28 protein-coding genes are annotated in these 25,511 nt (G+C 64.1%); 14 read left to right on the top strand and 14 right to left on the bottom strand.

What is annotated here, in order from left to right; all coding sequences use genetic code 11:
* Nucleotides 1-39 precede the first annotated feature (39 nt).
* Nucleotides 40-603 (top strand): chlorite dismutase family protein, encoded by a 564-nt coding sequence (locus AC0L23_RS22120; protein WP_085360595.1) that lies wholly within the window; start codon nucleotides 40-42, stop codon nucleotides 601-603.
* Here AC0L23_RS22120 and AC0L23_RS22125 read toward each other — a convergent pair.
* Together AC0L23_RS22125 and AC0L23_RS22130 are read right to left on the bottom strand one after the other, a co-directional pair.
* Nucleotides 600-998, bottom strand: a complete 399-nt coding sequence (locus AC0L23_RS22125; protein WP_018453612.1) for a gamma-glutamylcyclotransferase family protein — start codon at nucleotides 996-998, stop codon at nucleotides 600-602. The genes AC0L23_RS22120 and AC0L23_RS22125 overlap by 4 nt on opposite strands.
* A gap of 45 nt (nucleotides 999-1,043) precedes the next feature.
* Nucleotides 1,044-1,955, bottom strand: a complete 912-nt coding sequence (locus tag AC0L23_RS22130) for a transglutaminase family protein (protein WP_018453611.1) — start codon at nucleotides 1,953-1,955, stop codon at nucleotides 1,044-1,046.
* Nucleotides 1,956-2,046: 91 nt separating this feature from the next.
* On the opposite strand from AC0L23_RS22130, the gene AC0L23_RS22135 reads away from it, so the two are divergent.
* A complete protein-coding gene (locus AC0L23_RS22135) occupies nucleotides 2,047-2,853 on the top strand; it encodes an N-formylglutamate amidohydrolase (RefSeq protein WP_085360521.1) in 807 nt (268 codons plus the stop codon).
* An 11-nt stretch (nucleotides 2,854-2,864) separates the two neighbouring features.
* Here the strand turns inward: AC0L23_RS22135 and AC0L23_RS22140 are convergent, their stop codons facing one another.
* Entirely contained in the window at nucleotides 2,865-3,485 is a 621-nt protein-coding gene (locus AC0L23_RS22140; protein ID WP_085384410.1) for a LysE family translocator, read from the bottom strand.
* A 111-nt stretch (nucleotides 3,486-3,596) separates the two neighbouring features.
* On the opposite strand from AC0L23_RS22140, the gene AC0L23_RS22145 reads away from it, so the two are divergent.
* From AC0L23_RS22145 to AC0L23_RS22155, 3 genes are read left to right on the top strand one after another with little or no spacing between them, the layout of a single operon-like run.
* Entirely contained in the window at nucleotides 3,597-3,911 is a 315-nt protein-coding gene (locus AC0L23_RS22145) for an ArsR/SmtB family transcription factor (protein ID WP_007614659.1), read from the top strand.
* The gene (locus AC0L23_RS22150) at nucleotides 3,904-4,374 is read left to right on the top strand and encodes an SRPBCC family protein (protein WP_085360523.1); all 471 of its coding nucleotides are present in this window, start codon (nucleotides 3,904-3,906) and stop codon (nucleotides 4,372-4,374) included. Before AC0L23_RS22145 ends, AC0L23_RS22150 begins: the two co-directional genes overlap by 8 nt.
* A complete protein-coding gene (locus AC0L23_RS22155) occupies nucleotides 4,371-4,883 on the top strand; it encodes an SRPBCC family protein (RefSeq protein ID WP_085360525.1) in 513 nt (170 codons plus the stop codon). Before AC0L23_RS22150 ends, AC0L23_RS22155 begins: the two co-directional genes overlap by 4 nt.
* A gap of 18 nt (nucleotides 4,884-4,901) precedes the next feature.
* Here AC0L23_RS22155 and AC0L23_RS22160 read toward each other — a convergent pair whose 3' ends face one another.
* Nucleotides 4,902-5,126 carry a hypothetical protein gene (locus tag AC0L23_RS22160; RefSeq protein WP_007614662.1) on the bottom strand — a complete coding sequence of 75 codons (225 nt, stop codon included), beginning with the start codon at nucleotides 5,124-5,126 and terminating at the stop codon, nucleotides 4,902-4,904.
* A gap of 360 nt (nucleotides 5,127-5,486) precedes the next feature.
* Between AC0L23_RS22160 and AC0L23_RS22165 the strand changes: the two genes are divergently transcribed.
* Nucleotides 5,487-6,293 carry a transglutaminase-like domain-containing protein gene (locus AC0L23_RS22165; protein WP_018453605.1) on the top strand — a complete coding sequence of 269 codons (807 nt, stop codon included), beginning with the start codon at nucleotides 5,487-5,489 and terminating at the stop codon, nucleotides 6,291-6,293.
* Nucleotides 6,293-6,484 carry a hypothetical protein gene (locus tag AC0L23_RS22170; protein WP_018453604.1) on the top strand — a complete coding sequence of 64 codons (192 nt, stop codon included), beginning with the start codon at nucleotides 6,293-6,295 and terminating at the stop codon, nucleotides 6,482-6,484. Before AC0L23_RS22165 ends, AC0L23_RS22170 begins: the two co-directional genes overlap by 1 nt.
* Nucleotides 6,485-6,511: 27 nt before the next feature.
* Here the strand turns inward: AC0L23_RS22170 and AC0L23_RS22175 are convergent, their stop codons facing one another.
* On the bottom strand, nucleotides 6,512-7,285 hold the full coding sequence (locus AC0L23_RS22175) for a DUF2189 domain-containing protein (RefSeq protein ID WP_085384411.1): 774 nt from the start codon (nucleotides 7,283-7,285) through the stop codon (nucleotides 6,512-6,514).
* Nucleotides 7,286-7,595: 310 nt separating this feature from the next.
* Between AC0L23_RS22175 and AC0L23_RS22180 the strand changes: the two genes are divergently transcribed.
* The gene (locus AC0L23_RS22180; RefSeq protein WP_085360527.1) at nucleotides 7,596-9,824 is read left to right on the top strand and encodes an ATP-binding protein; all 2,229 of its coding nucleotides are present in this window, start codon (nucleotides 7,596-7,598) and stop codon (nucleotides 9,822-9,824) included.
* On the opposite strand, the gene AC0L23_RS22185 is transcribed toward AC0L23_RS22180, so the two are convergent.
* The 6 genes from AC0L23_RS22185 to AC0L23_RS22210 all read right to left on the bottom strand — a co-directional run bounded on the left by AC0L23_RS22185 (nucleotide 9,825) and on the right by AC0L23_RS22210 (nucleotide 15,070).
* Entirely contained in the window at nucleotides 9,825-10,268 is a 444-nt protein-coding gene (locus AC0L23_RS22185) for a hypothetical protein (RefSeq protein ID WP_085360599.1), read from the bottom strand.
* An 81-nt stretch (nucleotides 10,269-10,349) separates the two neighbouring features.
* Complete coding sequence (locus tag AC0L23_RS22190; RefSeq protein ID WP_018453600.1) at nucleotides 10,350-10,817, bottom strand: MarR family winged helix-turn-helix transcriptional regulator; 468 nt, start codon at nucleotides 10,815-10,817, stop codon at nucleotides 10,350-10,352.
* A gap of 9 nt (nucleotides 10,818-10,826) precedes the next feature.
* A complete protein-coding gene (locus AC0L23_RS22195; protein WP_094183291.1) occupies nucleotides 10,827-12,437 on the bottom strand; it encodes an acyl-CoA synthetase in 1,611 nt (536 codons plus the stop codon).
* 118 nt (nucleotides 12,438-12,555) lie between these two features.
* Entirely contained in the window at nucleotides 12,556-13,692 is a 1,137-nt protein-coding gene (locus AC0L23_RS22200) for an epoxide hydrolase family protein (RefSeq protein ID WP_085360531.1), read from the bottom strand.
* A 160-nt stretch (nucleotides 13,693-13,852) separates the two neighbouring features.
* Nucleotides 13,853-14,308: a GatB/YqeY domain-containing protein gene (locus AC0L23_RS22205; RefSeq protein WP_018453597.1), complete on the bottom strand. Its 456-nt coding sequence runs from the start codon at nucleotides 14,306-14,308 to the stop codon at nucleotides 13,853-13,855.
* A 33-nt stretch (nucleotides 14,309-14,341) separates the two neighbouring features.
* Entirely contained in the window at nucleotides 14,342-15,070 is a 729-nt protein-coding gene (locus AC0L23_RS22210) for an alpha/beta fold hydrolase (RefSeq protein WP_085360533.1), read from the bottom strand.
* Nucleotides 15,071-15,216: 146 nt separating this feature from the next.
* Between AC0L23_RS22210 and carA the strand changes: the two genes are divergently transcribed.
* Both carA and AC0L23_RS22220 read left to right on the top strand, forming a co-directional pair.
* Nucleotides 15,217-16,407: a glutamine-hydrolyzing carbamoyl-phosphate synthase small subunit gene (gene carA / locus AC0L23_RS22215; RefSeq protein WP_026232561.1), complete on the top strand. Its 1,191-nt coding sequence runs from the start codon at nucleotides 15,217-15,219 to the stop codon at nucleotides 16,405-16,407.
* 165 nt (nucleotides 16,408-16,572) lie between these two features.
* On the top strand, nucleotides 16,573-17,094 hold the full coding sequence (locus AC0L23_RS22220; protein WP_085360535.1) for a hypothetical protein: 522 nt from the start codon (nucleotides 16,573-16,575) through the stop codon (nucleotides 17,092-17,094).
* A gap of 124 nt (nucleotides 17,095-17,218) precedes the next feature.
* Here AC0L23_RS22220 and AC0L23_RS22225 read toward each other — a convergent pair whose 3' ends face one another.
* Nucleotides 17,219-17,743, bottom strand: coding sequence for a Dps family protein (locus AC0L23_RS22225; protein ID WP_007596666.1), 525 nt, complete (start codon nucleotides 17,741-17,743; stop codon nucleotides 17,219-17,221).
* A gap of 113 nt (nucleotides 17,744-17,856) precedes the next feature.
* Here AC0L23_RS22225 and AC0L23_RS22230 point away from each other — a divergent pair, with 113 nt between their 5' ends.
* The gene (locus tag AC0L23_RS22230) at nucleotides 17,857-18,558 is read left to right on the top strand and encodes a class I SAM-dependent methyltransferase (RefSeq protein ID WP_085360537.1); all 702 of its coding nucleotides are present in this window, start codon (nucleotides 17,857-17,859) and stop codon (nucleotides 18,556-18,558) included.
* Nucleotides 18,559-18,821: 263 nt separating this feature from the next.
* Here AC0L23_RS22230 and AC0L23_RS22235 read toward each other — a convergent pair whose 3' ends face one another.
* Nucleotides 18,822-19,193 carry an ArsR/SmtB family transcription factor gene (locus AC0L23_RS22235; protein WP_018453591.1) on the bottom strand — a complete coding sequence of 124 codons (372 nt, stop codon included), beginning with the start codon at nucleotides 19,191-19,193 and terminating at the stop codon, nucleotides 18,822-18,824.
* Between the two features lie 113 nt (nucleotides 19,194-19,306).
* On the opposite strand from AC0L23_RS22235, the gene AC0L23_RS22240 reads away from it, so the two are divergent.
* The 3 genes from AC0L23_RS22240 to greA all read left to right on the top strand — a co-directional run bounded on the left by AC0L23_RS22240 (nucleotide 19,307) and on the right by greA (nucleotide 24,772).
* Nucleotides 19,307-20,476 (top strand): MFS transporter, encoded by a 1,170-nt coding sequence (locus tag AC0L23_RS22240; protein WP_085394710.1) that lies wholly within the window; start codon nucleotides 19,307-19,309, stop codon nucleotides 20,474-20,476.
* Between the two features lie 145 nt (nucleotides 20,477-20,621).
* On the top strand, nucleotides 20,622-24,086 hold the full coding sequence (gene carB, locus AC0L23_RS22245) for a carbamoyl-phosphate synthase large subunit (RefSeq protein WP_473357436.1): 3,465 nt from the start codon (nucleotides 20,622-20,624) through the stop codon (nucleotides 24,084-24,086).
* Between the two features lie 212 nt (nucleotides 24,087-24,298).
* Complete coding sequence (greA, locus tag AC0L23_RS22250) at nucleotides 24,299-24,772, top strand: transcription elongation factor GreA (protein ID WP_007596674.1); 474 nt, start codon at nucleotides 24,299-24,301, stop codon at nucleotides 24,770-24,772.
* A gap of 117 nt (nucleotides 24,773-24,889) precedes the next feature.
* On the opposite strand, the gene AC0L23_RS22255 is transcribed toward greA, so the two are convergent.
* A complete protein-coding gene (locus AC0L23_RS22255; protein ID WP_007596676.1) occupies nucleotides 24,890-25,369 on the bottom strand; it encodes an Lrp/AsnC family transcriptional regulator in 480 nt (159 codons plus the stop codon).
* Between the last annotated feature and the right edge of the window lie 142 nt (nucleotides 25,370-25,511).

Consider the following 25,511-nt stretch of genomic DNA (forward strand, 5'->3'; position numbering starts at 1 on the left):
AGCTTGAACCCGCCCCGGTTCCACGCTTCCATGGGGGCCATGTTCAGGACCTTCCGAGGCGGCCAGAGCGGGGGTTGGCGCATCACCTCGATTTCGCCGGTGACGGGCGAGCCCCTCGCCTTCATGCCAACGCTGTCGGTCACCGACAGCGAGGCCATCGCGTTGCCGCTGGTGCCCTCGCGCAATGCCTGGCGCCTGGTCGGTGTCGCGAGCAGCTTGCGCTACACCGAGCGCCCGGAGAAGCAGCAGCTCACTGCCGTGCAGGCCGGCCTCGGCCGGCTGGAAGCAACCAGTGCGGCGCTGATCCCGATCCGCAAGTCGCAGGCCTGGTGGGATCTGACCCAGGAAGAGCGCCGCAGGATCTTCGAGGACAAGTCGCATCACATCGCGAATAGCCTGCGCTTCCTGCCTGCGATTGCGCGGCAGCTCTATCATTGCCGCGACCTCGGCGGGCCCTTCGACTTCCTGACCTGGTTCGAATTCGCGCCTGCGCACGCCTCGCTGTTCGAGGAGCTGGTCGCAATGCTCAGGCGAACCGAGGAGTGGAGCTATGTCGAGCGCGAGGTCGACGTGCGCGCAGTGAAGGAAGTGCTGTCGGGCTAGAGCCCAAGAAAGCGGCCGGATTCGATGCGCGGCAGATCGGTGACGGGCCAGTTGTAGATGTAAGTCCAGGCCGGTGCCGTCACCCCGTCTGCACCTGTCACGTCGACCAGCTGGCGCAGATATTCGGTCGGCTCCGGAAAGCCCTCGCCGCAGGCCTCGTACATGTCGAGCTCGCGCAAGAGTTCGTCGGGCACGCGCAGGTGAAAGAGTTCGCCGTGGACGCGGTCGGACGGCACATCGGAGAGCAGCAGCCCCGGATAATGCTTCACCAGAACGAGCCGGCCGCGGCAGGTCGCTTCACCCAGAAAATCCGCGTGGCCCGCAAGCAACCGCGCCATCGGATGGTCGAAGCCGCGCATCAGCGTGCCGTAGACGAAGAGACGATTGGAGGTCATGGCCTTCTATAACCATCAATCGGCAGCGTGCAAATCGCAGCGGATCTACAAAACCTCCGCCTCGAGTGTCTCGCCGCTGCATTGCTCGTCCGACACCACCCTGATGGTCACGTCCATGGCGTCGAACGCGCCGGCAGGGCCGATATAGACGCCGTGCAGCGGGATTGCCTGGCGCGGATCGCGGGCGACCGCGACGCGGATGAGGTCGCGGGTGCCGACGATGCCGTTGGTCGGATCGAACTCGATCCAGCCCGCGCTGGGCAGGTAGACCTGGACCCAGGCATGCGTCGAACCGCCGCCGACATGGCGCTGCTCGATATCCTCCGGCAGGAAGATGTAGCCGGAGACGAATCGTGCGGCGATGCCGAGATGGCGCAGCGCCTCGATCATGAACAGCGCGTAATCGCGGCAGGTCCCGCTACCGGACTGCAAGGTGTCGAGCGGATGCTGCGTGCCCAGCTCGTGGCGCTTGCGGTATTTAAACCGCTCGCGGATGCCGTGGGTCATGCCGCTCAGGATCTTGAAGGTCGGCGTCGGCGCGTCCTCGTCGAGAAAGCCGCGCGCCCATTCCGCGATCTCGCCATCGGGATCGGTATATTGCGGCGTGATGTAGTGGACGAGGTCGGGAAACTCCTCATCGTCATACGCGAAAGGATAGAAATAGGCCGAGTCGTCCGGCGTCAGCGCGAACTCCTCGACCGGATTGTGCTCGACGGTGACGTGCCAGTCGAAGATCAGCGCGTCCGCGCGCTCGTCGAAATTCGCGATCGCGACGGAATTGCCGAACACGTCGTGGATCCAGTGCAGCGACATCGGCTCGGGCGATATCTCGAGCCTGGAGTCGAGCACGCGCAGATCATGCCCGTCGCGCGGCCGCAGCATGATCCTGTGTTCGCCGAACGCCACGGGGCGGGTGTAGCGATATTCGGTCTTGTGATGAATCGTCAGCAACGGCATCGTCAGGCAATCATGGTGATGTCGGGCGGACCAATCTATAGCAATCCCGCCCGATTCTTCGGGGTGACTGCTGTTTCATTAGGCAATCAGGATGGCTTTAGACACAATCGGGGCGACCAATCAACTCCTCAGCGAGGGTGACGTCCCCCCGGTGCACGAGGTGAATGCGCAAGGGACATCGCCTTTTTTGCTCACCTCGGACCACTACGGACGGGTCCTGCCGGCTGCGCTTGGCGATCTTGGCGTCGCCGAGAACGAGCTGACGCGGCATATCGCCTGGGACATCGGCATTGGGGGTGTCGCCGACCGGCTGGCAGAGATGCTGGGCGCACATCTGATCGCCCAGCGCTATTCGCGGCTGGTGATCGACTGCAACCGCCCGCCCGCCGCCGTGAGCTCGATTCCCCTGATTTCCGAAGCAACCGCGATCCCGCGCAACGAGGGAATTTCGGAGCAGGAGCGCAAAGCGCGCCGCCGCGAGATTTTCGAGCCCTATCACCGGCATATCCATGCCGCGATCGACCGCCGCGTGCACGACAAGCGGCCGACGGTGCTGGTGTCGCTGCACAGCTTCACGCCCGTTTATGCCGGCGTCGCGCGTCCCTGGCACATCGGCGCGCTCTACAATCGCGACACCGTGCTGCCGCAGCTGCTGCTCAGGCATCTCCGCAGCGAGGGCGATCTCGTCGTGGGCGACAACGAGCCCTATGCGGTGAACGACCTCACCGACTACACCATCCCCGTGCACGGCGAAGCTCGCGGCCTCGCCAATACCGGCATCGAGATCCGCCAGGATCTGATCGCCGACCAGTCTGGCCAGCAACAATGGGCCGAGCGGCTGGCGCGGATTTTTGCAGAGATCGAGGTTGAGCTGCGGGCGGAAAGGCTGGTCGATTAGCCCGACGGCGGTTATTTCGCCCTGGTCAGCGCCAGCCAGATGCCGCCGCCGATCATGAAGCCGCCGGAGATGCGCGACATCATGCGGGTGCGGCGAGCCGAGAAGAACTTCCGGGCCCGCCCCGCGGCGATGGCGTAGAGCGCGTCCGTCATCACCGCAGTGACCATGAAGGTGGCTCCCAGCAGCGCGACCTGCGGGAAGTGGTCGCGGTTCATGTCCATGAACTGCGGGATGAAGGCGCCGAAGAACACCAGCACCTTCGGGTTCGACAGCAGCACCAGGAAACCTTGCAGGAAGAATCCGCCGCGCGGCGGCGCCGGCGGCTCATCCACATTGACGCCCTCGACCGGCGCCCAGATCAGCTTGATGCCGAGCCAGACCAGATAGGCGGCGCCGGCAAAGCGCACCCAGTCGAACCAATACCCCATGGTCGCCATCAGCGAGGTCAGTCCGACCGCGACGATGCCGATGACGATGGCGAGGCCGGCCTGCGCACCGGCCACATTGGTCAGCGCCGCGCGCGTGCCGTGGCGCAGCCCGTTGGCGATGACGAGGGTGACGATCGGCCCCGGCAACAGCGCGAGCGCGATGCAGGCGGCAAGGAAGGCGAGATAGGCTTGCAGAGACATCATGGGGAGGACTCGCTGGGAGCGGTTTGCGGCATTAATGCATGGCGAGGGCGGGAACGGAAGTCACGACCTTGCCCTTGACATGCAACCATTTGGTTGCCTATTATCGCCGCCATGGATGAGGTCTTCAAAGCGCTCGCCGATGCGTCACGACGGTCGCTGCTCGACAGACTTCACGCCAGGAACGGCCAGACGCTGAACGAACTCTGCGAAGGCCTCGCGATGACGCGCCAGGCCGTGACCAAGCACCTTGCCATTCTGGAAGAGGCCAATCTGGTCACGACCATCAGGCACGGCCGCGAGAAGCTGCACTATCTCAATCCGGTTCCGATCCATCAGATCGGCGAACGCTGGATCAAGAAATTCGAGCGCGGCAAGCTCGCCGCACTCGGCGAGTTGAAACGCCAGTTGGAGAAGCGCGATGAGTAAGCCGCAATTCGTCTATGTCACCTACATCGAGACAACGCCAACGAGGCTGTGGGAGGCGCTGACATCGAGCGAGTTCACCAAGCAATACTGGTTCGGCGCCGAGGTCAAGTCCGACTGGAAAATCGGCTCCCCTTTCGCGCTGCTGCTGGACGGCGAGACCACCGATTCCGGCGAGATCCTCGAAGCCGATCCGCCGCGGCGGCTGTCTTACAGCTTCAAGCACCAAAAATACGAGGAGCTGCGCGGTGAGCCGATCTCGCGGGTGGTCTTTACCATCGAACCGTTCGGCTCGCTCGTGCGTTTGACGGTGCTGCATGACGGCTTCGTCGAAGGCGGCAAATATTTCGGCGCCGTTTCCAACGGGTGGCCGGCGATCCTGTCCGGGCTCAAGAGCCTGCTGGAAAGCGGCAAGGTGCTGGCCATTCCGCACGCAGCCCTCAACAAGGGATTCGATGCAAAATGAACCTCGATCAGTTCAAACCGCTCACCGTCTACACGATTTACATCGCCGCGACGCCGGACCAGGTGTGGGAGGCGCTGACCTCCGCCGAGTTCAGCCGCAAATACTTTTCCGGCTTTGCGGTCGAGATGGAGCCAAGACTCGGCGGCAAATTCGTCGTGCGCGCGCCTGATGGCTCGGAACACATTTCGGGCGATGTGTTCGAATACGCTCCGCCGAACAAGCTGACGGTGACGTGGAACGTCAACTGGCCCGACCTCGTCGCGAAGCTCGGCACGACGCTTGTCACTTACGCGATTGAACAAGCCGGCGAGGCCGTCCGCCTCACCATGAGCGAACGCCACGACCGCCCGCTCAGCGACGACATCCTTTCCGGCGGCCGCACCGGCTGGCCCGCAATCCTGTCGGGGCTGAAGAGCCTGCTGGAAACGGGCAAGGCGCCGCAGATCAAGATGGCGCCGCCGGCGCAGATGCTGGAAGCGTTGAAGGCGATGGGTATCAAGACGCCGTAGCGGGCGAACTCCGTGTCGTCATCGCTTCTTCTTCACCGGAGGCGGATTGATTTCGTCGATCTTGCGACTGCAATCCGCTTCCGAGTCGTGCGGGCCCGAGACAAAGGTTCCGCTGACCTTGATCGCGTACCAGCCCGACTCGACGCCGAGCCGGAGCGCTTCTTCTGTCTTGACGTGCCGTGGCGAGAGAGCTTGCATCGGTTGAGTTTGCATCGGGTGCTTTCGGTTGGCGTTCGATCTCATGATCGATCGCGGTGAAACCTTCAGGTGTCCGCGGCACGCGCCTGCCGCGTCCAACTCACCGCTGGAGTGGGCAATATGCGCGACGACCGCTGTTACGACGTCGCTACGAGTCGGCTCCGCCGGTGCGAGGGAATGAGGCGCTTCACGTCGCGCGAATAGTCGTGGCGCTGCATAGGCGCAGAAACGACAGATCTTTCGACATTCCCGCACCGTGCGCGCAAGCGCCGCAATTAGCTATCATTTTCTCGCCCGTGCCGCACTTTTGAGGCGCCAATTGCCGCCCGCGACCGAATAAGCCGTCAAAGCCTTGTGATCGGCCGCTTCGTAGCCATGTTACGAGCTTAGCCAAGGGAAAATCGTATGAAGCTCCGCGTCGGGTTTGAGATGCTGTACGAATTCCCGCAGCCCACGCCTATGATCATGGTGCTGGGCACGCACTTCACCCGCGCCTCCGATGTCATCGTGCCCGACCTGCTGACCACCAGACCCTCGGTGCCGATCACTCCCTATCGCGACCTCTTCGGCAATTGGTGCAGCCGCATCGTGGCGCCGGCTGGCGCCTTTCGCCTTGCCGGCGACGGCGTCGTGAGCGACAGCGGCCTGCCCGATCCAGTGTTCCCGAACGCGGCTCAGCACGCCGTCGAGGCGCTGCCGACCGACACGCTCGTCTATCTGCTCGGCAGTCGCTACTGCGAGACCGATCGCCTGTCGGATATCGCATGGAAGTTGTTCGAGCACACGCCGCCCGGCTGGGCGCGGGTCCAGGCCATCTGCGATTTCGTTCATCGTCACATCGCCTTCGGCTATGAGCACGCGCGCGCGACCAAGACGGCGCGGGAAGCCTACGACGAAGGCAAGGGCGTGTGCCGCGACTATGCTCATCTTGCCATCGCGTTCTGCCGCTGCATGAACATCCCGGCGCGTTACTGCACCGGTTATCTCAGCGACATCGGCACGCCGAAGCCCTGGGCCGTGGGAGATTTCGCCGGCTGGTTTGAGGCTTATCTCGGCGGAAGCTGGCACATGTTCGATCCGCGCAACAACACGCCGCGGATCGGTCGCGTGTTGATCGCACAAGGACGCGATGCCGCGGACGTCCCGATCACCCAAACCTTCGGTCCGAATACCCTTGTCAATTTCAAGGTATGGACCGACGAGGTTGCCTGATGACAGACAGCAGCGTTGCACTCAGCGCCGATGAATTTGCGTCCTTGGCCGAGATCGGCAAGGGCAAGGCGCAAGGCGAAATCCCGCAAGCGCACGGCGAGCGCCTGACCAACCTCGGTTATGCAATCAGGCGCCTCGGCGAACTCGAACTGACCTCATCCGGCGAACGCCGGCTGGCAACCGGCGAATAGCTCGCTGCCGTTGCGTCCGGCTTCCCGCTACGCCACCGGCACCACGATCCGCCGATAAAGATGCCAGGTCGCGTGCCCGAGCACCGGCAGCGTCACCACCAGCCCCAGAAAATACGGCAGCGCCGAGACGATCAGGACTATCACGATCACCGCGGCCCAGCCAATCATCGGCAGCGGGCTGGCCACGACCGCGCGCACGCTTGTCACCATCGCCGTGACGAAATCGACCTCGCGGTCGAGCAGCAGCGGAAACGACACGACCGTCAGCGAAAACAGGATCAGCGACAGCACCGCGGCGACCGCGTTGCCGATGCCGAGGAACAGCAGGCCCTCGTTCGTGGTCAGCACCACCGTCATGAACTCCTGCAGGCTCGAGAACGAGGCATGCAGGCCAAGCAGCAGCGCGATCAGAAGCCGCACCTGATACATCCAGACCACGAACACGAACAGCGTGACGAAGGCCATCCAGCCGATCTCGCTGCGCGCGCGCACAGCCGACCAGATCGCGCCGAGCGAGACGGGCTCGCCGCGCTCGCGACGGCGGCTGACTTCATAGAGCCCGATCGCCACGAATGGCCCGAGCAGCGCGAAGCCGGCGGCCAGCGGATAGACCAGATAGACCATGCCGAACGCAGTGAAGCACAGCATGATGGCGATGCCGCCGGCGGCGTAGAGCGTACCGAAGCAGAGGCCGTAAAGCGGCAGCGCCTGGAAATCCCGCAGGCCTTCGACGAGCGCCTCGGCGATGTCGGTCGCCGCGACGGGACGCACCACCGGGTCGACCTTGCCCGAAATGGACATCAGCTTCCTCTTCGTTGGCCGGCGCGATCTCCGTCGCACGCGGACCTCGATCTTAGCGTCCCCGCGGCCGGTGCGCACGCGCGAGTTGATGGCCGGACGATGGTATCTCGAAGCCGCCGGCACAGACCCGGGAGAACCACCGCGCCGACGGCGGCGCTCCCTTCGGGAAGCTCATCCGCGCTGCCCGCGGCTCCAAATCTTTCCCCGTGGGGGACTTTTTCGACCCGATGCCTATGGACTGAGCGGCGGGTGGTGCCGCAAATTGGGTCTTTGAACGAGCGCGCGATGACCCGAATGGACCGTCCGACCGATGAGCTTGCGTACCCGGCTACTGATACTCGTCATCGCGGCCATGCTGGTGCCGGCGAGCCTCGTCGGGCTGCGTTTCGTGCAGAACCGGAGCAGTGAAGTCAACGCCGCCCTGGCCAATCTGGCGGCCTCGGCCGACGACATTGCGAGCGATCTGGGTGGGAAGATTCAGGGCACCGCTCAGCTTCACTATGGTCTGGCCCGCGCGCGCGACCTCGACACGCGCGACAAGGCGGCGTGCTCGGCGTTTCTGTCGGACGTGCGCGAGGAATATCCTCAGTTCACGGGAATCCTGACCATCGATCCGGACGGCAGCCTGTTCTGCGACTCGCTACGGACCAACCGCACCCTCGATCTGAGGGATCGCGCCTATTTCAAGCAGGCCCTGGTCTCGCGCAACGTCGTGGTTGAGCCGGTATTCGGCCGGCTGACCGGAATATCGGTGCTCCAGATCGCATATCCGGTGCGATCGGAGGCGGGCGCGCTGAAGCTGGTGCTGCTTGCCTCGTTCAACCTGCGCAAATTCGCCGAGTATCACCACAAGCGGCTGCTCGCCGAGAAGGATATTCTGCTCATTGACGGCAAGGGCACCGTTCTCGTCGCTCCCTCGGGAGCCGGCTGGACCGCGCCCGTGGGCGCGTCGATCGCGGGATCCGACCTGCTCGGCTTCGCGACGGCTCCCGATCAAAAGGCATTTCAGGAAGTGACCGATCGCGACGGCCGCACGCAGGTCTGGGCCGTCGCCCACTCACCTTCGATCCGTGATGCCGGCCTCTACATCCTGGTCGGACGGTCCAAGGACGGATTGGTCGCGGCGGCGAATCGCCGGCTCTATGAGGATATGGCGATCCTCGCGGTGGCCTTGCTGCTGCTGCTGGCCGGCGTATGGATCCTCGCGACCGTGAGCGTCGGGCGCCAGGTCGGGCGGCTCGCCAACATGGCGAAGAGACTCGGGCTCGGCGATCTCAGCGCGCGAATTCCTCCTCCCCATCCGCGCGGCGAGCTGGGCGGACTGATGACTCTGCTCAACGGCACCGCCGAGTCGCTTGAGCAGCAACGGGCGGCCATCGCGGACCTCAACCAGAAGCTCAGCCAATCCCAGAAGATGGAGGCCATGGGTCAGCTCACCGGCGGTGTGGCGCATGACTTCAACAATCTCCTCACCGTCATTCTCGGCAATTCGGAGCACCTTGCCGACAGGCTGGCGGGGAACAAGGAGTTGCACCGGATCGCCGGCGACATCGCGACAGCTGCCGAACGCGGCTCCGACCTGACGCGGAGCCTGCTCGCCTTCGCGCGCAAGCAGCCCCTGAGGCCGCGAGACATCGACATCGGCGAAAAGATTAAGGAGGTGGAGCACTTGTTGCGCCGCCCCTTGGGCGAGCACATCGAATGCACCTTCGCGCTCGCACCGGACCTGTGGTTGATCAGCGTCGATCCCGGCCAGCTCACGACTGCGCTGCTCAATCTCGTGCTCAACGCGCGCGATGTCATGCAGTTGGGCGGCAGGCTGACCATCGAGGCGCGCAACGTCTCGCTCGGTGAATCCGACTTGGACATCAATGGCGAACGGCGACCAGGCGACTATGTCATGGTGGCCGTGATCGACACCGGCAGCGGCATGACCGCCGAGGTGGCGAGCCGGGCGTTCGAGCCGTTTTTCACCACCAAGGAGGTCGGCAAGGGAACCGGGCTCGGCCTGAGCATGGTCTACGGTTTTGTGCGGCAGTCCGGCGGGCTGGTGCAGATGCAGTCCGCACCGAGACAAGGCAGCACCGTCAGGCTGTTCTTTCCCCGCCTGGCAACACCGCCAAACGAGGACGCCTCACCCGCCGAAGGGATCGTCACGCGCGAAGGAAGCGAGACCATTCTCGTCGTCGAAGACAACGACATGGTTCGGACTTATGTCGAAAGCGAGCTGAAGACGCTCGGCTATCGCGTCATCACGGCCGCGAGCGGCCCGGCGGCGCTCGACTTGTTGCGCCAGTCCGGGGATATCGACCTGCTGTTCACCGACGTCGTGATGCCCGGCGGCATGTTCGGGCCGGAGCTTGCCCGGCAAGCAATCCAGCTGCGACCCGGGCTCAAGGTGCTCTTCACCTCCGGCTACAGCCAAAATCCGGTCTCGGCGCCCGACGCAATCGGCGATGCCCGCATCCTGACCAAGCCGTTCCGGCGGCGAGACCTCGCCGCCATGCTGCGATCTGCGCTGTCGACGCCGTCGCGGTAGTCAGGAGCGCGACGCGAGGAGAAGCGCCGCACCCAGATTGGCCACGAACAAGGCCGCGTCGATGACGAAGATCCTGAGCATCGGGCCTTTCAACACGGGCCAATAAGCGACCCCGACGCGTCCTCCGCGCAGCAGGACCGGAAGGTTGTAGGCGAACTGGCTGAAATGGCAGGCGGCAAAGAACAGGAACAGCACCAGCTGCGCTTCGACCGGCTGGAAGAAGACCGGACGGGCTGCCAGAAAGTAGAGCGACAGAAGGCCGATTGGCAGATTGATGCCGCCAAGGAATGCCACGCTGGCCGACAATGTCGGCGCGATCGGATTGGTGCGCTCTTCCCGCGGCAGGAGAATCTTCAGTGTATTGGCTTGCGCAATGCTGAACTGGATGAAGGCGCCGCCGAACCAGAGCGCGTTGAGGAGCAGCACGATATCCGAAAGACGCATGGCGGAGCCCTCCCACGGCTCGTTGGCCAGGAAAGTGGCAAAGCCCACTCCTCATGTCAACCATATTGACTTCAGGAATCGTCAGTTGGTGTCGGCGATCGCCTCCATCACGCCCATCCACGCAGCCGCACCTGTCGCTCCGACGCGATCGAACGCCTCGCGCAGCACCTTGCGCTCGTGGTCCGATGCGCGCTGCTCGATGCGCTGCCCCGCGGCCGTCAGGCGCAGCAGCTTCGAGCGATGCTGCTCGGGCGAGCGTTTTGAGGTCAGGAGCTTGCGCTCAAGCAACAAATTGAGCGGCCGGTTCAGGGCCTGCTTGGAAATGCCGAGGATCTCGATCAGCGAGCCGATCGCGATATCGGGCCGGCGCGCCACCACGTAGAGGATGCGATGGTGCGGGCGCGACAGTCCTTGCTTGGCGAGATATGCGTCGGCTTCGAGTGTCATCCCGCGCCAGCCGTAATACATGAGCTCCAGCGCCGCATCGAGTTCGCTCAGCTTCGCAAGTGAAGCGCGGTGAAGCCCCGCGGCTTGAGACGTCTTTGCCATTGCAGGAAGCTAACCCCTCGTCCGCAGCTCGCGCCGCAGCACCTTTCCGGTGGCGGTCATTGGAAGTGTCTCCGCGAACTCCACGAACCGTGGGTATTCGTGGGCGGCGAGTTGCACCTTGACGAACTCCTGGATCTCGCGCGCGAGTGCGTCGCTGGCGGCAAAGCCCGGGCGCAGCACGATCCAGGCCTTGATCGATTCAGTGCGGATCGGATCGGGAATGCCGACCACCGCCGCCATCGCCACCGCCGGGTGCTTCATCAGCGTGTGCTCGATCTCGGACGGGCCGACACGATAGCCGGCGGTGGTGATGACGTCGTCCTCGCGGCTGACGTACCAGAAGTAACCGTCCTCGTCCTGCACCCCGAGATCGCCGGTGAGCAGGAACTCGCCGGCATATTTCTTCGACGTTGCCTCCGGATTGCGCCAGTATTCGAGCATCGTGCAAGGACAGGGTTGGCGCACCCCGATGATGCCGCGCTGGCCACGTGGCTGCTCCTCGCCTCTGTCATTGACGATGCGGACGTCGAAACCCGGCGTCGCCTTGCCCATCGAACCGGGGCGGATCGGAAACAGATTCGCGTTGCTGCCGATCACGAGATTGCATTCGGTCTGGCCAAACACCTCGTGCGCGTCGACGCCGAAGGTCTCGCGCACCCAGCCGAGCAGCTCGCCGCCGAGGGACTCGCCGCCGGTAAAGATGCTGCGCAGCTTGACGCCGGAATGCGTCACGCCGGCCTGCCGCATCAGCTTCAGCGCGGTCGGCGGCAGGAACACATTACGCACGCCGAGATCGGCCATCATCTGCATCGCCGCTTGCGGCTCGAACTTTCGCGCGCGGTGACCGACCAGGGGAATGCCGTGGTACCAGAACGCGAACAGGCCGTTGATGAGGCCGCCGATCCAGGCCCAGTCCGCCGGCGTCCACATCAGATCGCCGGGGCGCGGCAGGAAGTTGTGGCACATCTCGACATTGGGGAGATGTCCGAGCACGACGCGGTGGGCGTGCAGCGCGCCCTTCGGATTGCCCGTCGTGCCCGAGGTGTAGATGATCAGCGCGGGATCGTCAGCAGACGTGTCCACGAGCCTGAAGTCGGGCGATGCAGCCTTGACCGAATTCCAGAACGATGTCGTACCCGCCGGCGTTCGTTCGCCAACGATGTAGACCTTCTTCAGCTCCGGCAGACGGTCGCGAATCTTCGAAAGCTTCTCCCAGCCACCCTCGTCGGTGACGATCGCCCTGGCTTGCGAGTTCGACAGGCGGAATTCCAGCGCGTCTTCGCCGAACAATGCGAACAGCGGAATGGAGATCATCGCCGATCGGAACGCCGCCATGTGCGCGATCGGCAGCTCCAGCGACTGCGACAGGAACACCGCGACGCGGTCGCCGCGGGCAAGACCATCTGCCTTCAGCACATTGGCGAAGCGGCGCGACATCCCCGCGACTTCGTCAAAGGATGTGCGCGTGGTGGCGCCGTTCTCGTCGAGATAGACCAGCGCCAGCCGGCCGGTGCCGTCGGCGTGGCGATCGCAGCAGGCCTCCGCCAGGTTGAAGCGCGCCGGGATCTCCCAGCGGAAATTGCCGTAGAGCTCGTCATAGGTGCTGGCTTCGGTGAGCATGGTCGTTTCCCGGCAGCGTCGTCTGACCGGACTTGTCCCGGCCATCCACGTTCTTGTTTGACCTGAGTTTAAGGGCGCGGATGCCCGGGACAAGTCCGGGCCTGACGGAGAATGCGTCTCAGCGCACCGTCCGGAAGAACTTTCTGACCTCGCCGACATACAGCTCCGGCTGCTCGAATGCGGCGAAATGGCCGCCCTTCTCCATCTCGCTCCAATGCGTGATGTTGCGGAAGTTCGGCTCCATCCAGCGCCGCACCGGCGTGATGATCTCCCTGGGAAAGACAGCCACGCCCGTCGGCACCTTGACGACCGGCGTGGTCCGGCGCTTGCCGAAGCTTTCCCAATAGAGCCGCGCCGACGAGGTCGCGGTCTCCGTCGCCCAGTAGAGCATGACGTTGTCGAGCAGCTCGTCCTTGGTGAAGATGTTCTCGGGATGACCGTTGCAATCGGTCCAGGCCCAGAATTTTTCCAGAATCCAGGCCGCCTGCCCGCTCGGCGAATCCGTCAAGCCGTAGCCGAGTGTCTGCGGCCGCGTCGATTGCTGCTTCGAATAGCCGGAGTCGAGGTCGACGTAATGCTTGAGGCCGGCGAGCGCGCGCTTCTCTTCCGGCGTCGGTTCGCCCTCGACTTTCGGCGCGGCGTTGAAGGCGAGCGTGACGTGAATGCCGGCGCAATGCTCGGCGTCCTGCATGCCAAGCGAGGTCGTCACTGCCGAGCCCCAGTCGCCGCCCTGCGCGCCGTATCTGGTATAGCCGAGCCGGTCCATCAGCTGGGCCCAGGTCGCGGCGATACGATCGACGCCCCAGCCGGTGGTCTTGGGTTTGCCGGAAAAGCCAAAGCCCGGCAGCGACGGGCAGACAACGTGGAAGGCATCGGCAGGATTGCCGCCATGCGCGACAGGATCGACCAAGGGCGCGATCACCTTCTGGAATTCGACGATCGAGCCGGGCCAGCCATGGGTGATGATCAGCGGCAGTGCCGACGGCTCCTTCGAGCGCACATACAGGAAGTGGATGTCGAGCCCGTCGATCTCGGTGGTGAACTGCTCGAAGCAGTTGAGTTTTGCTTCGCGCGCGCGCCAGTCGTAGCCATCAGCCCAATAGGTGCAGATTTCCTGGATCCATGCCAGCGGCGCGCCCTGGCTCCAATCATCGACCAGCTCCGCCTCCGGCCAGCGCGTGCGGGCGAGGCGCGACTTGAGGTCGGTGAGGACGTCGTCGCTGATGGCGATGCGGAACGGCTTGATGGCGGTCATGGGAGAGGCCCTGCTCATCGGAGGTTCTCGTCATGGCCGGGCTCGTCCCGGCCATCCACGTTCTTTCTCTCCATTTTGAAGAACGTGGATGCCCGGCACAAGGCCGGGCATGACCAGGATGATAGTCTGTCAGCTCCTGGCAAACCTTCGGCGCGGCCGCTTAGCCCGTCAGAGCAGCCTTCACCAAACCAGAGGCCTTGCCGAAATCCATCTGGCCGGCGTACTTGGTCTTCAACACGGCGATCACCTTGCCCATGTCCTTCATGCCGGCGGCGCCGGTCTCGGCGATCGCGTCCGAGATCACCTTCTTGACGTCGTCATCCGACATCTGCTTCGGCAAGTACGCGGAGATCACCGCGATCTCGTCGCGCTCCTGCGCGGCGAGTTCGGCACGGCCGCCCTTCTCGTAGAGCTCAACCGATTCCTGGCGCTGCTTGATCATCTTCTGAAACACGCCGAGCAGGTCCGCGTCCGAGAGCGGCGGCTTGCCGTTGCCGCGCGCCTCGATGTCGGCGTTCTTGATGGTCGAGTTGACCATGCGCAGCGTGGACAGCTTGCGCTCTTCCTTGGCCTTCATGGCCTCCTTGACCGCATTGTTGATGTCGTCGCGCAGCATGATCGTGATCCCCTAGAATATCCGACGCCTGATCTAGGCCGTTCGCAGCCCGGAGACAACCGGGGTTCCCAGCCATTCGACCAGCGCCCGCACCGTCGCCGCAGGCTGCTCCGGTTGCGGCAGGTGTCCGCAATTCTCCAGAACGACGAGCCTTGCGCCGGCAATGCCCTCCGCCATCTCCTTCGAGAATGCGTTGGGAATCGTGTTGTCCTGATCGCCCGTCAGCACCAATGTCGGGCATTTGATCGTCGCAAGCGTCGGCCGTGAATCCATCCGCGCGATGATCGCGGTCTGCTGCCGCAGATAGCCTTCGACGCCGACGTCATCGCCCTGCTCGTGTACGAGCTGGCGAATGCCTGCATCGTTGCGGCGCGACGGATGCACCAGTTCGGGAAACATCTCCTCGCGCGCGGCACGCAGCTCCCCGCGCCGGGCCAGCTCCATCAGGCCGCGGCGGCGTGCGGTCGCCTCCTCCGTGTCGGGCCGCGCCTGAGTGTTGATCAGCGCGAGCCTGGCCACCCGCTCGGGCGCCTGGCGCATGATCTCGAGGGCGATGTAGCCGCCCATGGAATGGCCGGCGAGCGCGAAGCGCGGCGGCGCCTCGCTCAGCACCCGCCGGGCGATCGCCGCCATGCTGTCATCGCGAATATGGTTGGCGACCATCACCGGGCCGAACTGCCACAGCGACGGGATCACCGGTGCATAGATCCGGGCCGAGGAGGCTAATCCCGGAACCAGCAGAATCGGCGTCGTCTGGTCCATTATTGCCTCCCGAGCCCCGGAATTTGCCGGAAATTATGCTGCGGAGCTTAGGGGCCCAAGCCGACCTGTCAAATATGCAAAAACGCATGTGAATCGGCGCATCTCCGCTTTGACGGCAGCGCCCGCGGGGACTATGAACCGGGCTCATGACACAACATGATAACGATCACGCTTGGCCGGACCACAAACCGACCGCGCTGTTGGTGCTTGCCGACGGCACGGTGCTCGAAGGCTTTGGCCTCGGCGCCGAAGGCCAAGCCGTCGGCGAGGTCTGCTTCAACACCGCGATGACCGGCTATGAGGAGATCCTCACCGATCCCTCCTATGCCGGCCAGCTCATCACCTTCACGTTCCCGCATATCGGCAATGTCGGCACCAACGACGACGACATCGAGACGGTGAACATGGCCGCCACGCCCGGCGCGCGCGGCGTGATCCTGCGCACCGCGATCACCGATCCCTCGAACTACCGCGCCACCAAGCACCTCGACCAGTGGCTGAAGGCGCGCGGCATCATCGGCCTTTCTGGCATCGACACCCGCGCGCTGACCGCGCTGATCCGCAACAAGGGCATGCCCAACGCCGTGATCGCGCACGCCAGGGACGGCGAGTTCGACCTGCACGGCTTGAAGGAAGAAGCGCGCGAATGGCCCGGCCTCGAGGGCATGGACCTGGTGCCAATGGTCACCTCAGGCCAGCGCTTCACCTGGGACGAGACGCCCTGGCTCTGGGACAAGGGCTTTGGCCGCCAGGACAAGCCTGAGTTCAACGTGGTCGCCATCGATTACGGCATCAAGCGCAACATTCTGCGCCTGCTCGCCGGCGTCGGCTGCAAGGTAACGGTGGTGCCGGCAACGACGTCGTCCGAGGATATCCTGGCGATGAAGCCGGATGGCGTGTTCCTGTCGAACGGTCCCGGCGATCCGGCCGCGACCGGCAAATATGCCGTGCCCGTGATCCAGGACGTGATCAAGTCGGGCACGCCGACATTCGGAATTTGCCTTGGCCATCAGATGCTCGGCCTCGCCGTCGGCGCCAAGACCAAGAAGATGCACCAGGGCCATCACGGCGCCAATCATCCCGTGAAGGACGAGACCACCGGCAAGGTCGAGATCACCTCGATGAACCACGGCTTTGCCGTCGACGAGAGCACCCTGCCGACGGGCGCGACGCAGACCCACATCTCGCTGTTCGACGGCTCCAATTGCGGCATCCAGCTCGACGGCAAGCCGGTGTTCTCGGTGCAGTACCACCCCGAGGCCTCACCGGGTCCGCGCGACTCGCACTATCTGTTCCAGCGCTTTGCCGATCTGATGCGGCAGAACAAGAGCGTGTAGGGCGCGCGCTCTCCTGCAACTGCTTTGACGACATCGAGCCCGGGCCTTCGCCCGGGCTCTTGTCGTTCCGGGCGCAGCGCAGCGCGAACCCGGAATGACAGCGGAACGAGGAACGCCGCTTAACTCCCTTCGTTGATCACTGCTACGCTCACGCAGGAGCCTCTTATGTCTGTCGTCCGCGACAATGCCGAGCCGCTCGCCATCGTATTTGAGGATGACGGGCTCGTGCCGAACAATATCCTCCCCTTCCTGGTCTACCAGGCCGCGGTGAAGCTTGATTCCAGACAGCCGGAAGAGACGATCGAACGCTTGTTCGAAGCGAACGGTTGGGGCGGCACGTGGCGCAATGGGGTCTTCGACTATCTGCATTATCACGCGACGGTGCACGAGGTGCTCGGCGTTGCGCGTGGCAGCGCGCGCGTCCGCTTCGGCGGCGACCACGGCCAGGAGCTGGAGATCAAGGCCGGCGACGTCGCGATCCTGCCCGCCGGCACAGGTCACCAACGCATCAAGGCCAGCGCGGATTTCTGCGTGATCGGCGCCTATCCGCCGGGCGCGAAGATGGAGGTCACCCGCGCAACACCGGAGAACCACGCCAAGGCGCTGAAGACGATTCCAAACGTCGCGCGGCCGCCGGCCGATCCGGTGACGGGCAAGAACGGGGCGTTGATGCCGTTGTGGCGGTAGCTACAAAGACGGTGCAGTAGGGTGGGCAAAGCGAAGCCTGCCCACCAAACAGTTTGAACTGCGGAGAGATAGTGGGCACGGCGCGCGAAGAGCGCGCCTTTGGCCACCCTCCGACAGCGTGCCCCTACGCCTCGTTCGCGCCTTCCTGTCTTGTGGCTTCGAACAGGAACCAGGTGCGGCGCTCGGTCTCGTCGATGAAGTTCTCGAGGATGCTGGCGCTGGCGACGTCGCCGGCGTCGTCGCAGACCTCGTGCGCCTTGCGCATTGCGGCGGCGACATGCTTGTTGTCCTGCATCAGCTCACGCAGCATCTCGCGCGGCGGGACATAGTCTTCGTTGTTGTCCTTGATGGTCTGGAGCTTGGCGATCTGCCCGATCGATTTCAGCGTGGTGCCGCCGATCTTGCGGACGCGCTCGGCGAGCTGGTCGGTGGTGGCGAAGATCTGGTCGGACTGCTCGTCGAGCAGCAGATGATAGTCGCGGAAATGCCGGCCGCTGATGTGCCAGTGGAAATTCTTGGTCTTCAGATACAGCGCGAACGCGTCGGCCAGAAGCACGTTCAGTGCCTCCGAAACCTTGTTGACCGCCTGGGACGACAGATCGGTGGGCGTGTCGAGGTCGGGCGAGACCTTTTGTGGAGCTTTGCTCACGGGAAACCTTCCTGTTAGGACGCAGACATTGACGGCGCGCCGCCGCACCCCTAACGCAGGCGGGCAGCGCCGGTTCCTGCAGCGGAACCGTTTGGCCGGGGCCCTCGACGACCATGGACGATTGGATCGATTATTACGACTCGACGCACACGATCTATGTCAGCAAGCTGCATCGCGACTTGCACTTCCAGATCATCGCGCGGGACATCATCGGCTACATCTCTTCGCCCGAGGCGACCGTGCTCGACTATGCCTGCGGCGAGGCGCTGTCGGCGAGCCAGGTCGCGGCGGCCTGCGGCAAGCTAATCCTCGCCGAGCCCGCGCCGGGCGTGCGCGGCCGGTTGATCGCGCGGTTTGCCCCGAACACGAAAATCCGCGTCCGCTCGCTCGACGACGTCCGCAAGATGCAGGAGCAGTCGATCGATCTCGTCGTGATGAACTCGGTCGCGCAATACATGACGCCGGACGAGCTCGACGCCGCGCTCCTCAACTTCTCCCGTATCCTGAAGCCCTCGGGCAAGCTCGTGCTGGGCGATATCCTCCAGCCCAATGTCGGCATGTTCAGGGACGTCACAGCGCTGCTCAGCTTCGGCCTGCGTCACGGCTTTTTGAAAGATGCGCTGATCGGGCTGATCAGCACCGCACTGTCGGATTACCGCCAGCTGCGCACGCGGATCGGGCTACAGCGCTACAGCGAGGAGGAGATCACCGCCAAGCTCAAGGCAGCCGGCTTCGCGGTCCAGCGCGCTCACCGCAATATCGGCCACAATAGCTGGCGCATGACGTTCGTCGCGCGGCCGCCGCTGGTCCGTTGAGCTTGGTGGATCCGTTAAGCATAACGTCTGCCTGAGGTGGCTTGTCGCACCCCGATCGGTAATGATCGCCGCGGCCCGGTGGCGGAAGTGTCTACGCGAGGGCGATGCATCGCTCTTTATCCTGGTTCAAATCCAGGCCGGGTCTCCACGCTTCGCCCCTCACGGGGCTACGCGTGGCGCAGCCACGCAAGACCCGCAGGGGCGAAGCGTGTCCGGCGTAGCTGGAGCGAAGCGCAAGCGTAGAGGGACTGGCCGCCCAATCCTCAATCAGCCTCAACCACTTCACATTCCGACACAAGCCGCAGCCGGTCTGCATCCTTTGCCGCAGAGATGATGACGGCATCGAGCAGGCCCGGAAAGCGTGCGTCCAGATCCTCACGGCGCAGGCGCACGAATCGGTTGGTGCCGGCGACGCGGGTCTGCATCAGGCCGCATTCGCGCAGCTTGGCGAAGTGATAGGCAAGATTCGACTTGCCGCTGAGCCCGTTGAAATCCCCACAGCACAGCTCGCCGCTGACACGTTCCTGCTGCGCGAGCTGGTACACGATCGCCAATCTGATCGGATCGCTGAGGCAATCCAAAACCATCGGCAGCTCGATCTGCTCGCGGGTGGGGTGGGGTGGGGTGCGGCTCATGGTCCGAAGATCATAGCGAAATGGCCCTAGATGTTCAATAGTTCTTGAACCAATTGACTCCTGACGTGGTCCCATCAATAGTTCAATAAACGTTGAACATAGGGATTTCTCGGATGAGCGTATTCTGGTTGGCCTTGGTAGCCTTTGCGATCGGCACGGAAGGCTTTGTCATTGCTGGGCTTTTGCCGTCGATCGCCACGGACCTGGCGATTTCCGTCCCCGCCGCCGGACAGTTGGTGACGGCCTACGCCCTCACCTATGCGGTCGGCTCGCCGATCCTGGCGGTCACACTGAACAATATCGACCGCCGCACCGTGCTGGCCTTGGCGCTATCGACCTTCATCGCCGGAAACCTCGCGGCGATGGTGGCGTCGAATTACGCCCTGCTGCTGGCCTCGCGCATGCTGATGGCGCTGGGCTCAGGGCTGTGCATGCCGACCGCGCTGGCCGTATCCGTGGCCGTCGCCGCGCCGGAGCGACGCGGCCGCGCGGTGGCGCTGGTTACCTCGGGCCTCACGGTTGCGACCGTCATCGGCGTTCCCCTCGGCAATCTCGTCGGCAGCCTGCTCGGCTGGCGCGCGACCTTTGCCATGGTCGCCCTAATCGGTGCCGTTGCGCTCGCCGGCCTCCTGCTCGGTCTGCCCCGCGGCCTGCCACGCAACACGGCCTCGCTCAGCGATCGGCTGGCAGTGGCGCGTCACCGCAATGTCCTGACGGCGCTTCTGATCACGATTTTATGGGCGCTCGGTGGCTTCACCGTCTTCACCTATTTCGCGGTCCCGCTGCGCGGCCTTGGATTCGATGCGTCGCAGATCAGCCTGGCGCTGCTGGTGTTCGGCGGCGCCGCCGCGATCGGGAATATGCTCGGTGGCGTCCTGGCCGACCGGCTCGGCACGCTCGCCACAGCAGGTCTCGGACTTGCCGGCATGGCCAGCGCGCTGATCCTGCATTCGCTGGTCCTGAAGCTGATGCCGGGACAGACGCATTACGGGGTGCTGGGTGCGATCTTCCTCTGGGGCATCTCGGGATGGGCGTTCTACCCGGCCCAGGTTGCCAGCATCATCCGGATCGAGCCGCACGCCTCGATGATCGCGCTCTCACTCAACGCCTCGGCCATGTATCTCGGCTTTGCGATCGGCGGAGCCTTGGGCGGCGCCGTGCTTGCGGCGTGGAGCCCCGCCGATCTCGGCTGGGTCGGCGGATTGAGCGTTTCGGCCGCTCTTCTGGTCCATCTCGCCCGCGGTTGGCAGGCCCGGCCAAAACCGATCAAAATTGCCGGTTGATGGGCGTTTTTCGGGGTTTCGCCGCCCCGAAAACTGGTCTAAGACCCACCCCGCGCGCGAGGGGGGACCACCGCGCTCTCGGCCAAAGGGACGCGCAGCAGGCGCGCCCTTTTTTTGTGCCCAAATTCCACTTCGGCGAGAGTTGATGCCCAAACGTACAGACATCACCACCATCCTGATCATCGGCGCCGGTCCCATCGTGATCGGCCAGGCCTGCGAGTTCGACTATTCGGGCACCCAGGCGGTGAAGACGCTGAAGGAAGAGGGCTATCGCATCGTCCTCGTCAATTCCAATCCGGCCACCATCATGACCGACCCGGAATTGGCCGATGCGACCTATATCGAGCCGATCACGCCAGAGATCGTCGCGAAAATCATCGAGAAGGAACGTCACGCCATTCCCGGCGGCTTCGCGCTGCTGCCGACCATGGGCGGACAGACCGCGCTGAACTGCGCGCTGTCGCTGCGCCAGCAAGGCACGCTCGACAAGTTCGACGTCGAGATGATCGGGGCCACCGCGGACGCGATCGACAAGGCCGAGGACCGCCAACTGTTCCGCGAGGCCATGACCAAGATCGGGCTCGAGACGCCTAAGTCGCGGCTCGCCAACGCCTCCGCCCTGAAGAAGTCCTTCCGCGACAAGTACCAGGCCGAACGCGCCAAGGCATCGGGCGCTGCACTCGAAGAACTCGAGCGGCAATGGACACTCGGCGAAAGCGACCGCCGCAAGCGCTACCAGGAATATGCGCTTGGCCAGGCGCTGATGGCGCTGTCCGAGATCGGCCTGCCCGCGATCATCCGCCCCTCCTTCACCATGGGCGGCACCGGCGGTGGCATTGCCTACAACAAGGAAGAGTTCCTCGACATCATCGAGCGCGGCCTGGATGCGTCTCCCACCAACGAAGTGCTGATCGAAGAATCCGTGCTCGGCTGGAAAGAGTACGAGATGGAGGTGGTGCGCGACAAGAACGACAATTGCATCATCGTCTGCTCGATCGAGAACCTCGATCCGATGGGCGTTCACACCGGCGATTCCATCACGGTGGCGCCGGCGCTGACGCTGACCGACAAGGAATACCAGATCATGCGCGACGCCTCGCTGGCGGTGCTGCGCGAGATCGGCGTCGAGACCGGCGGCTCCAACGTGCAGTTCGGCGTCAATCCCGAAGACGGCCGCATGGTCGTCATCGAGATGAACCCGCGCGTGTCGCGTTCCTCCGCCCTGGCTTCGAAAGCCACCGGCTTTCCGATCGCAAAGGTCGCCGCCAAGCTTGCGGTCGGCTACACGCTCGACGAAATCGCCAACGACATCACCGGCGGCGCCACGCCGGCCTCGTTCGAGCCGACGATCGACTATGTCGTCACCAAGGTGCCGCGTTTCGCTTTCGAGAAATTCCCCGGTGCCTCCACCACGCTGACTACGTCGATGAAGTCGGTCGGCGAAGTCATGGCGATCGGCCGCACCTTCCAGGAAAGCCTTCAGAAAGCATTGCGCGGGCTCGAGACCGGCCTCACCGGCCTCGACGAGATCGAGATCGAAGGCCTCGGCCGCGACGACGACAAGAATGCGATCCGCGCTGCGCTGGGCACGCCGACACCGAACCGGCTGCTCCAGGTCGGGCAGGCGATGCGGCTCGGCTGGTCGGACGAGGAGATCTTCAATTCCTGCAAGATCGATCCGTGGTTCCTCAGCGAGATGCGCGGCATCGTCGAGATGGAAGCGAAGGTCCGCAAGAACGGCCTGCCGGGCAACGCCTTCGGCATGCGCACGCTCAAGGCCATGGGCTTCTCCGATGCCCGGCTCGCGGTGATCGCAGAGACGACGGAGGCCGAGGTCACGGCGAAGCGACACGCGCTCGGCGTTCGCCCGGTCTACAAGCGCATCGACACCTGCGCGGCCGAGTTCGCTTCGCCCACCGCCTACATGTACTCGACCTATGAGGCGCCGTTCGCGGGCGCGCCTGCGGACGAGAGCTCGCCGTCCGACAAGAAGAAGGTCATCATCCTCGGCGGCGGACCGAACCGCATCGGCCAGGGCATCGAGTTCGACTATTGCTGCTGCCACGCCTGCTTCGCGCTGCACGACGCCGGCTACGAATCCATCATGGTGAACTGCAACCCGGAGACGGTGTCGACCGACTACGACACTGCCGACCGGCTCTATTTCGAGCCGCTCACCGCCGAGGACGTGCTGGAGATCATCGCGAAGGAACGCACCAACGGCACGCTGCACGGCGTCATCGTGCAGTTCGGCGGCCAGACCCCGCTCAAGCTCGCGCGTGCGCTGGAAGCCGCCGAAGTGCCGATCCTCGGCACCTCGCCCGACGCCATCGACCTTGCGGAAGACCGCGACCGCTTCAAGCGGGTGCTCGACAAGCTGCGGCTGAAGCAGCCCAAGAACGGCATCGCCTATTCGGTCGAGCAAGCGCGCCTGGTCGCAACCGATCTCGGGCTGCCCCTGGTGGTGCGCCCGTCCTACGTGCTCGGCGGCCGCGCGATGCAAATCATCCGCGAGGAAAACCAGCTCAGTGATTACCTGCTCGGCACGCTGCCGGAGCTGGTGCCGGGCGACGTCAAGGCGCGCTACCCGAACGACAAGACCGGCCAGATCAACACCGTGCTCGGCAAGAATCCGCTGCTGTTCGACCGCTATCTGTCCGATGCGACCGAGATCGACGTCGACTGCCTCTGCGACGGCAAGGACACCTTCATCGTCGGCATCATGGAGCACATCGAGGAAGCCGGCATCCATTCCGGCGACAGCGCCTGCTCGCTGCCGCCGCACTCGCTGGACGACAAGATGATCGAGGAGCTGGAGCGGCAGACCCGCGAGCTGGCCCTCGGCCTCGACGTCGTCGGCCTCATGAATGTGCAATACGCCATCAAGGACGGCGAGATCTACGTGCTCGAAGTCAATCCGCGGGCCTCTCGCACGGTGCCCTTTGTCGCCAAGGTGGTCGGTACGCCGGTGGCGAAGATCGCGGCGCGCATCATGGCCGGCGAGAAGCTCGCCGATTTCAACCTGAAGAAGGCGAACCTCGATCATGTCGGCGTGAAGGAATCGGTGTTTCCGTTCGCCCGCTTCCCCGGGGTCGATACCGTGCTCGGCCCCGAGATGCGCTCGACCGGCGAGGTCATGGGCATCGACCGCTCCTTTGCGGTGGCGTTCGCCAAGAGCCAGCTCGGCGGCGGCACGCGGGTGCCGCGCAAGGGCACGGTGTTCGTTTCGGTTCGCGAGAGCGACAAGACGCGCATCACCGAGGCCGTTCGCGAGCTGCATTCGCTCGGCTTCAAGGTGCTGGCGACGTCGGGCACGGCCCGCTTCCTGACCGACCAGGGGATCCCGACCGAGAAGGTGAACAAGGTGCTGGAGGGCCGGCCGCACATCGTCGATGCCATCACCAATGGCGACGTCCAGCTCGTCTTCAACACCACCGAAGGCCCGCAGGCGCTCGCCGACAGCCGTTCTCTGCGGCGCGCGGCCCTCTTGCATAAAGTGCCGTATTACACCACTCTTTCTGGGGCCGTGGCGGCCGCGCAGGGCATCCGCGCCTATCTGGGCGGGGACCTTGAGGTTCGGACCCTGCAGAGCTACTTTTCGGAAACCTGATCGCGAGCGGAAGGCCCAACCTTCTGTTAAGTGATTGGCGGTGAAGCCACTATGGCCGGAGGAACTGTCCGGCCATATGGTTGTTCTGTTCCGGTGCCAAGCCCATATGAACGTTCGGCGGCACGCGCGTTGAGCCCCCGGACAGACTGACGAATCAAGTTGCGTGCGCGCTGACTTTTCAGGGCGCGCGCGACCGAAGGACGAGAGAAGAGATGGAAAAGGTACCGATGACAGCGGGCGGCTTTGCCGCGCTCGGGGAAGAACTGAAGAAGCGCCAGTCGGAGGACCGTCCGCGGATCATCGAGCATATCGCCGAGGCGCGCTCGCACGGAGACCTTTCGGAGAACGCGGAATACCACGCCGCGAAGGAAGAGCAGTCCCACAATGAAGGCCGCATCGCCGAGCTCGAGGACAAGCTGGCGCGCGCCGACATCATCGACATCTCGAAGCTGTCCGGCGACACCATCAAGTTCGGCGCGACCGTGACACTGGTCGACGAGGACACCGAAAAGAAGACGGTGTGGCAGATCGTCGGCGAGGTCGAGGCCGACGCCAAGAAGGGCCGCATCTCCATCACCTCGCCGCTCGCGCGCGCGCTGATCGGCAAGAAGAAGGGCTCAACAGTCGAGGTCAACGCACCCGGCGGCGCCAAGGCTTATGAGATCACCAAGGTGGAGTGGCGGTAAACGATTTGCCGTCGCGCGTGATTTGAAAAGGCCGCGCGATGCGCGGCCTTTTGTATCTAGTGTTGCCGAGGGGGTGCGGCTTACTCCACCTCGCTCCGCCTGCGGGGAGAGGACGAACTACCTTCTTCCTCTCACGTCGAGCGGCACGGCCGCCTCGTATTTCGAATTGTGCAGCACCAGCGAGGTCCGCACGTTGCGGACGTGCGGGGCGGCGGTCAGGTGGGTGACGAAATCCTGGAAGGTGGCCATGTCGGGTGCGACGCATTTCAGGATGAAATCGACTTCGCCCGACAGCATCCAGCACTCGCGCACCAGCGGCTCGGCGCGGACGAACTCCTCGAAGGCGCGCAAATCGGCCTCCGCCTGGCTGGAGAGGTGCACTGCGGCAAACACTGTGACGTCGAAGCCGAGCTTGCGTGCATCCAGAAGCCCGCGATAGCCGTGGATATACCCCTCCTCCTCCAGCGCCCGCACGCGGCGCAGGCAGGGCGGGGGCGAAATGCCGACGCGCTTGGCCAGCTCGACATTCGTGATTCGACCGTCGGCCTGAATCTCGGTGAGAATCTTCAGGTCGATCTCGTCTAGGTTCCGCGACACGTGATTGGAACTCCTGGTCTTGCGGCGGTATCGGTGGCTTTGTCGCAATCCTCATAGCCCAGACCGCACGACCGGCGCAATTTTATTGCGCGTGCAGCGCAATCGACTTTTGTTCCCTGTTGGAAAAATCCGCCGATAGGGA

The organism is Bradyrhizobium sp. MI1.4 (assembly GCF_055811315.1).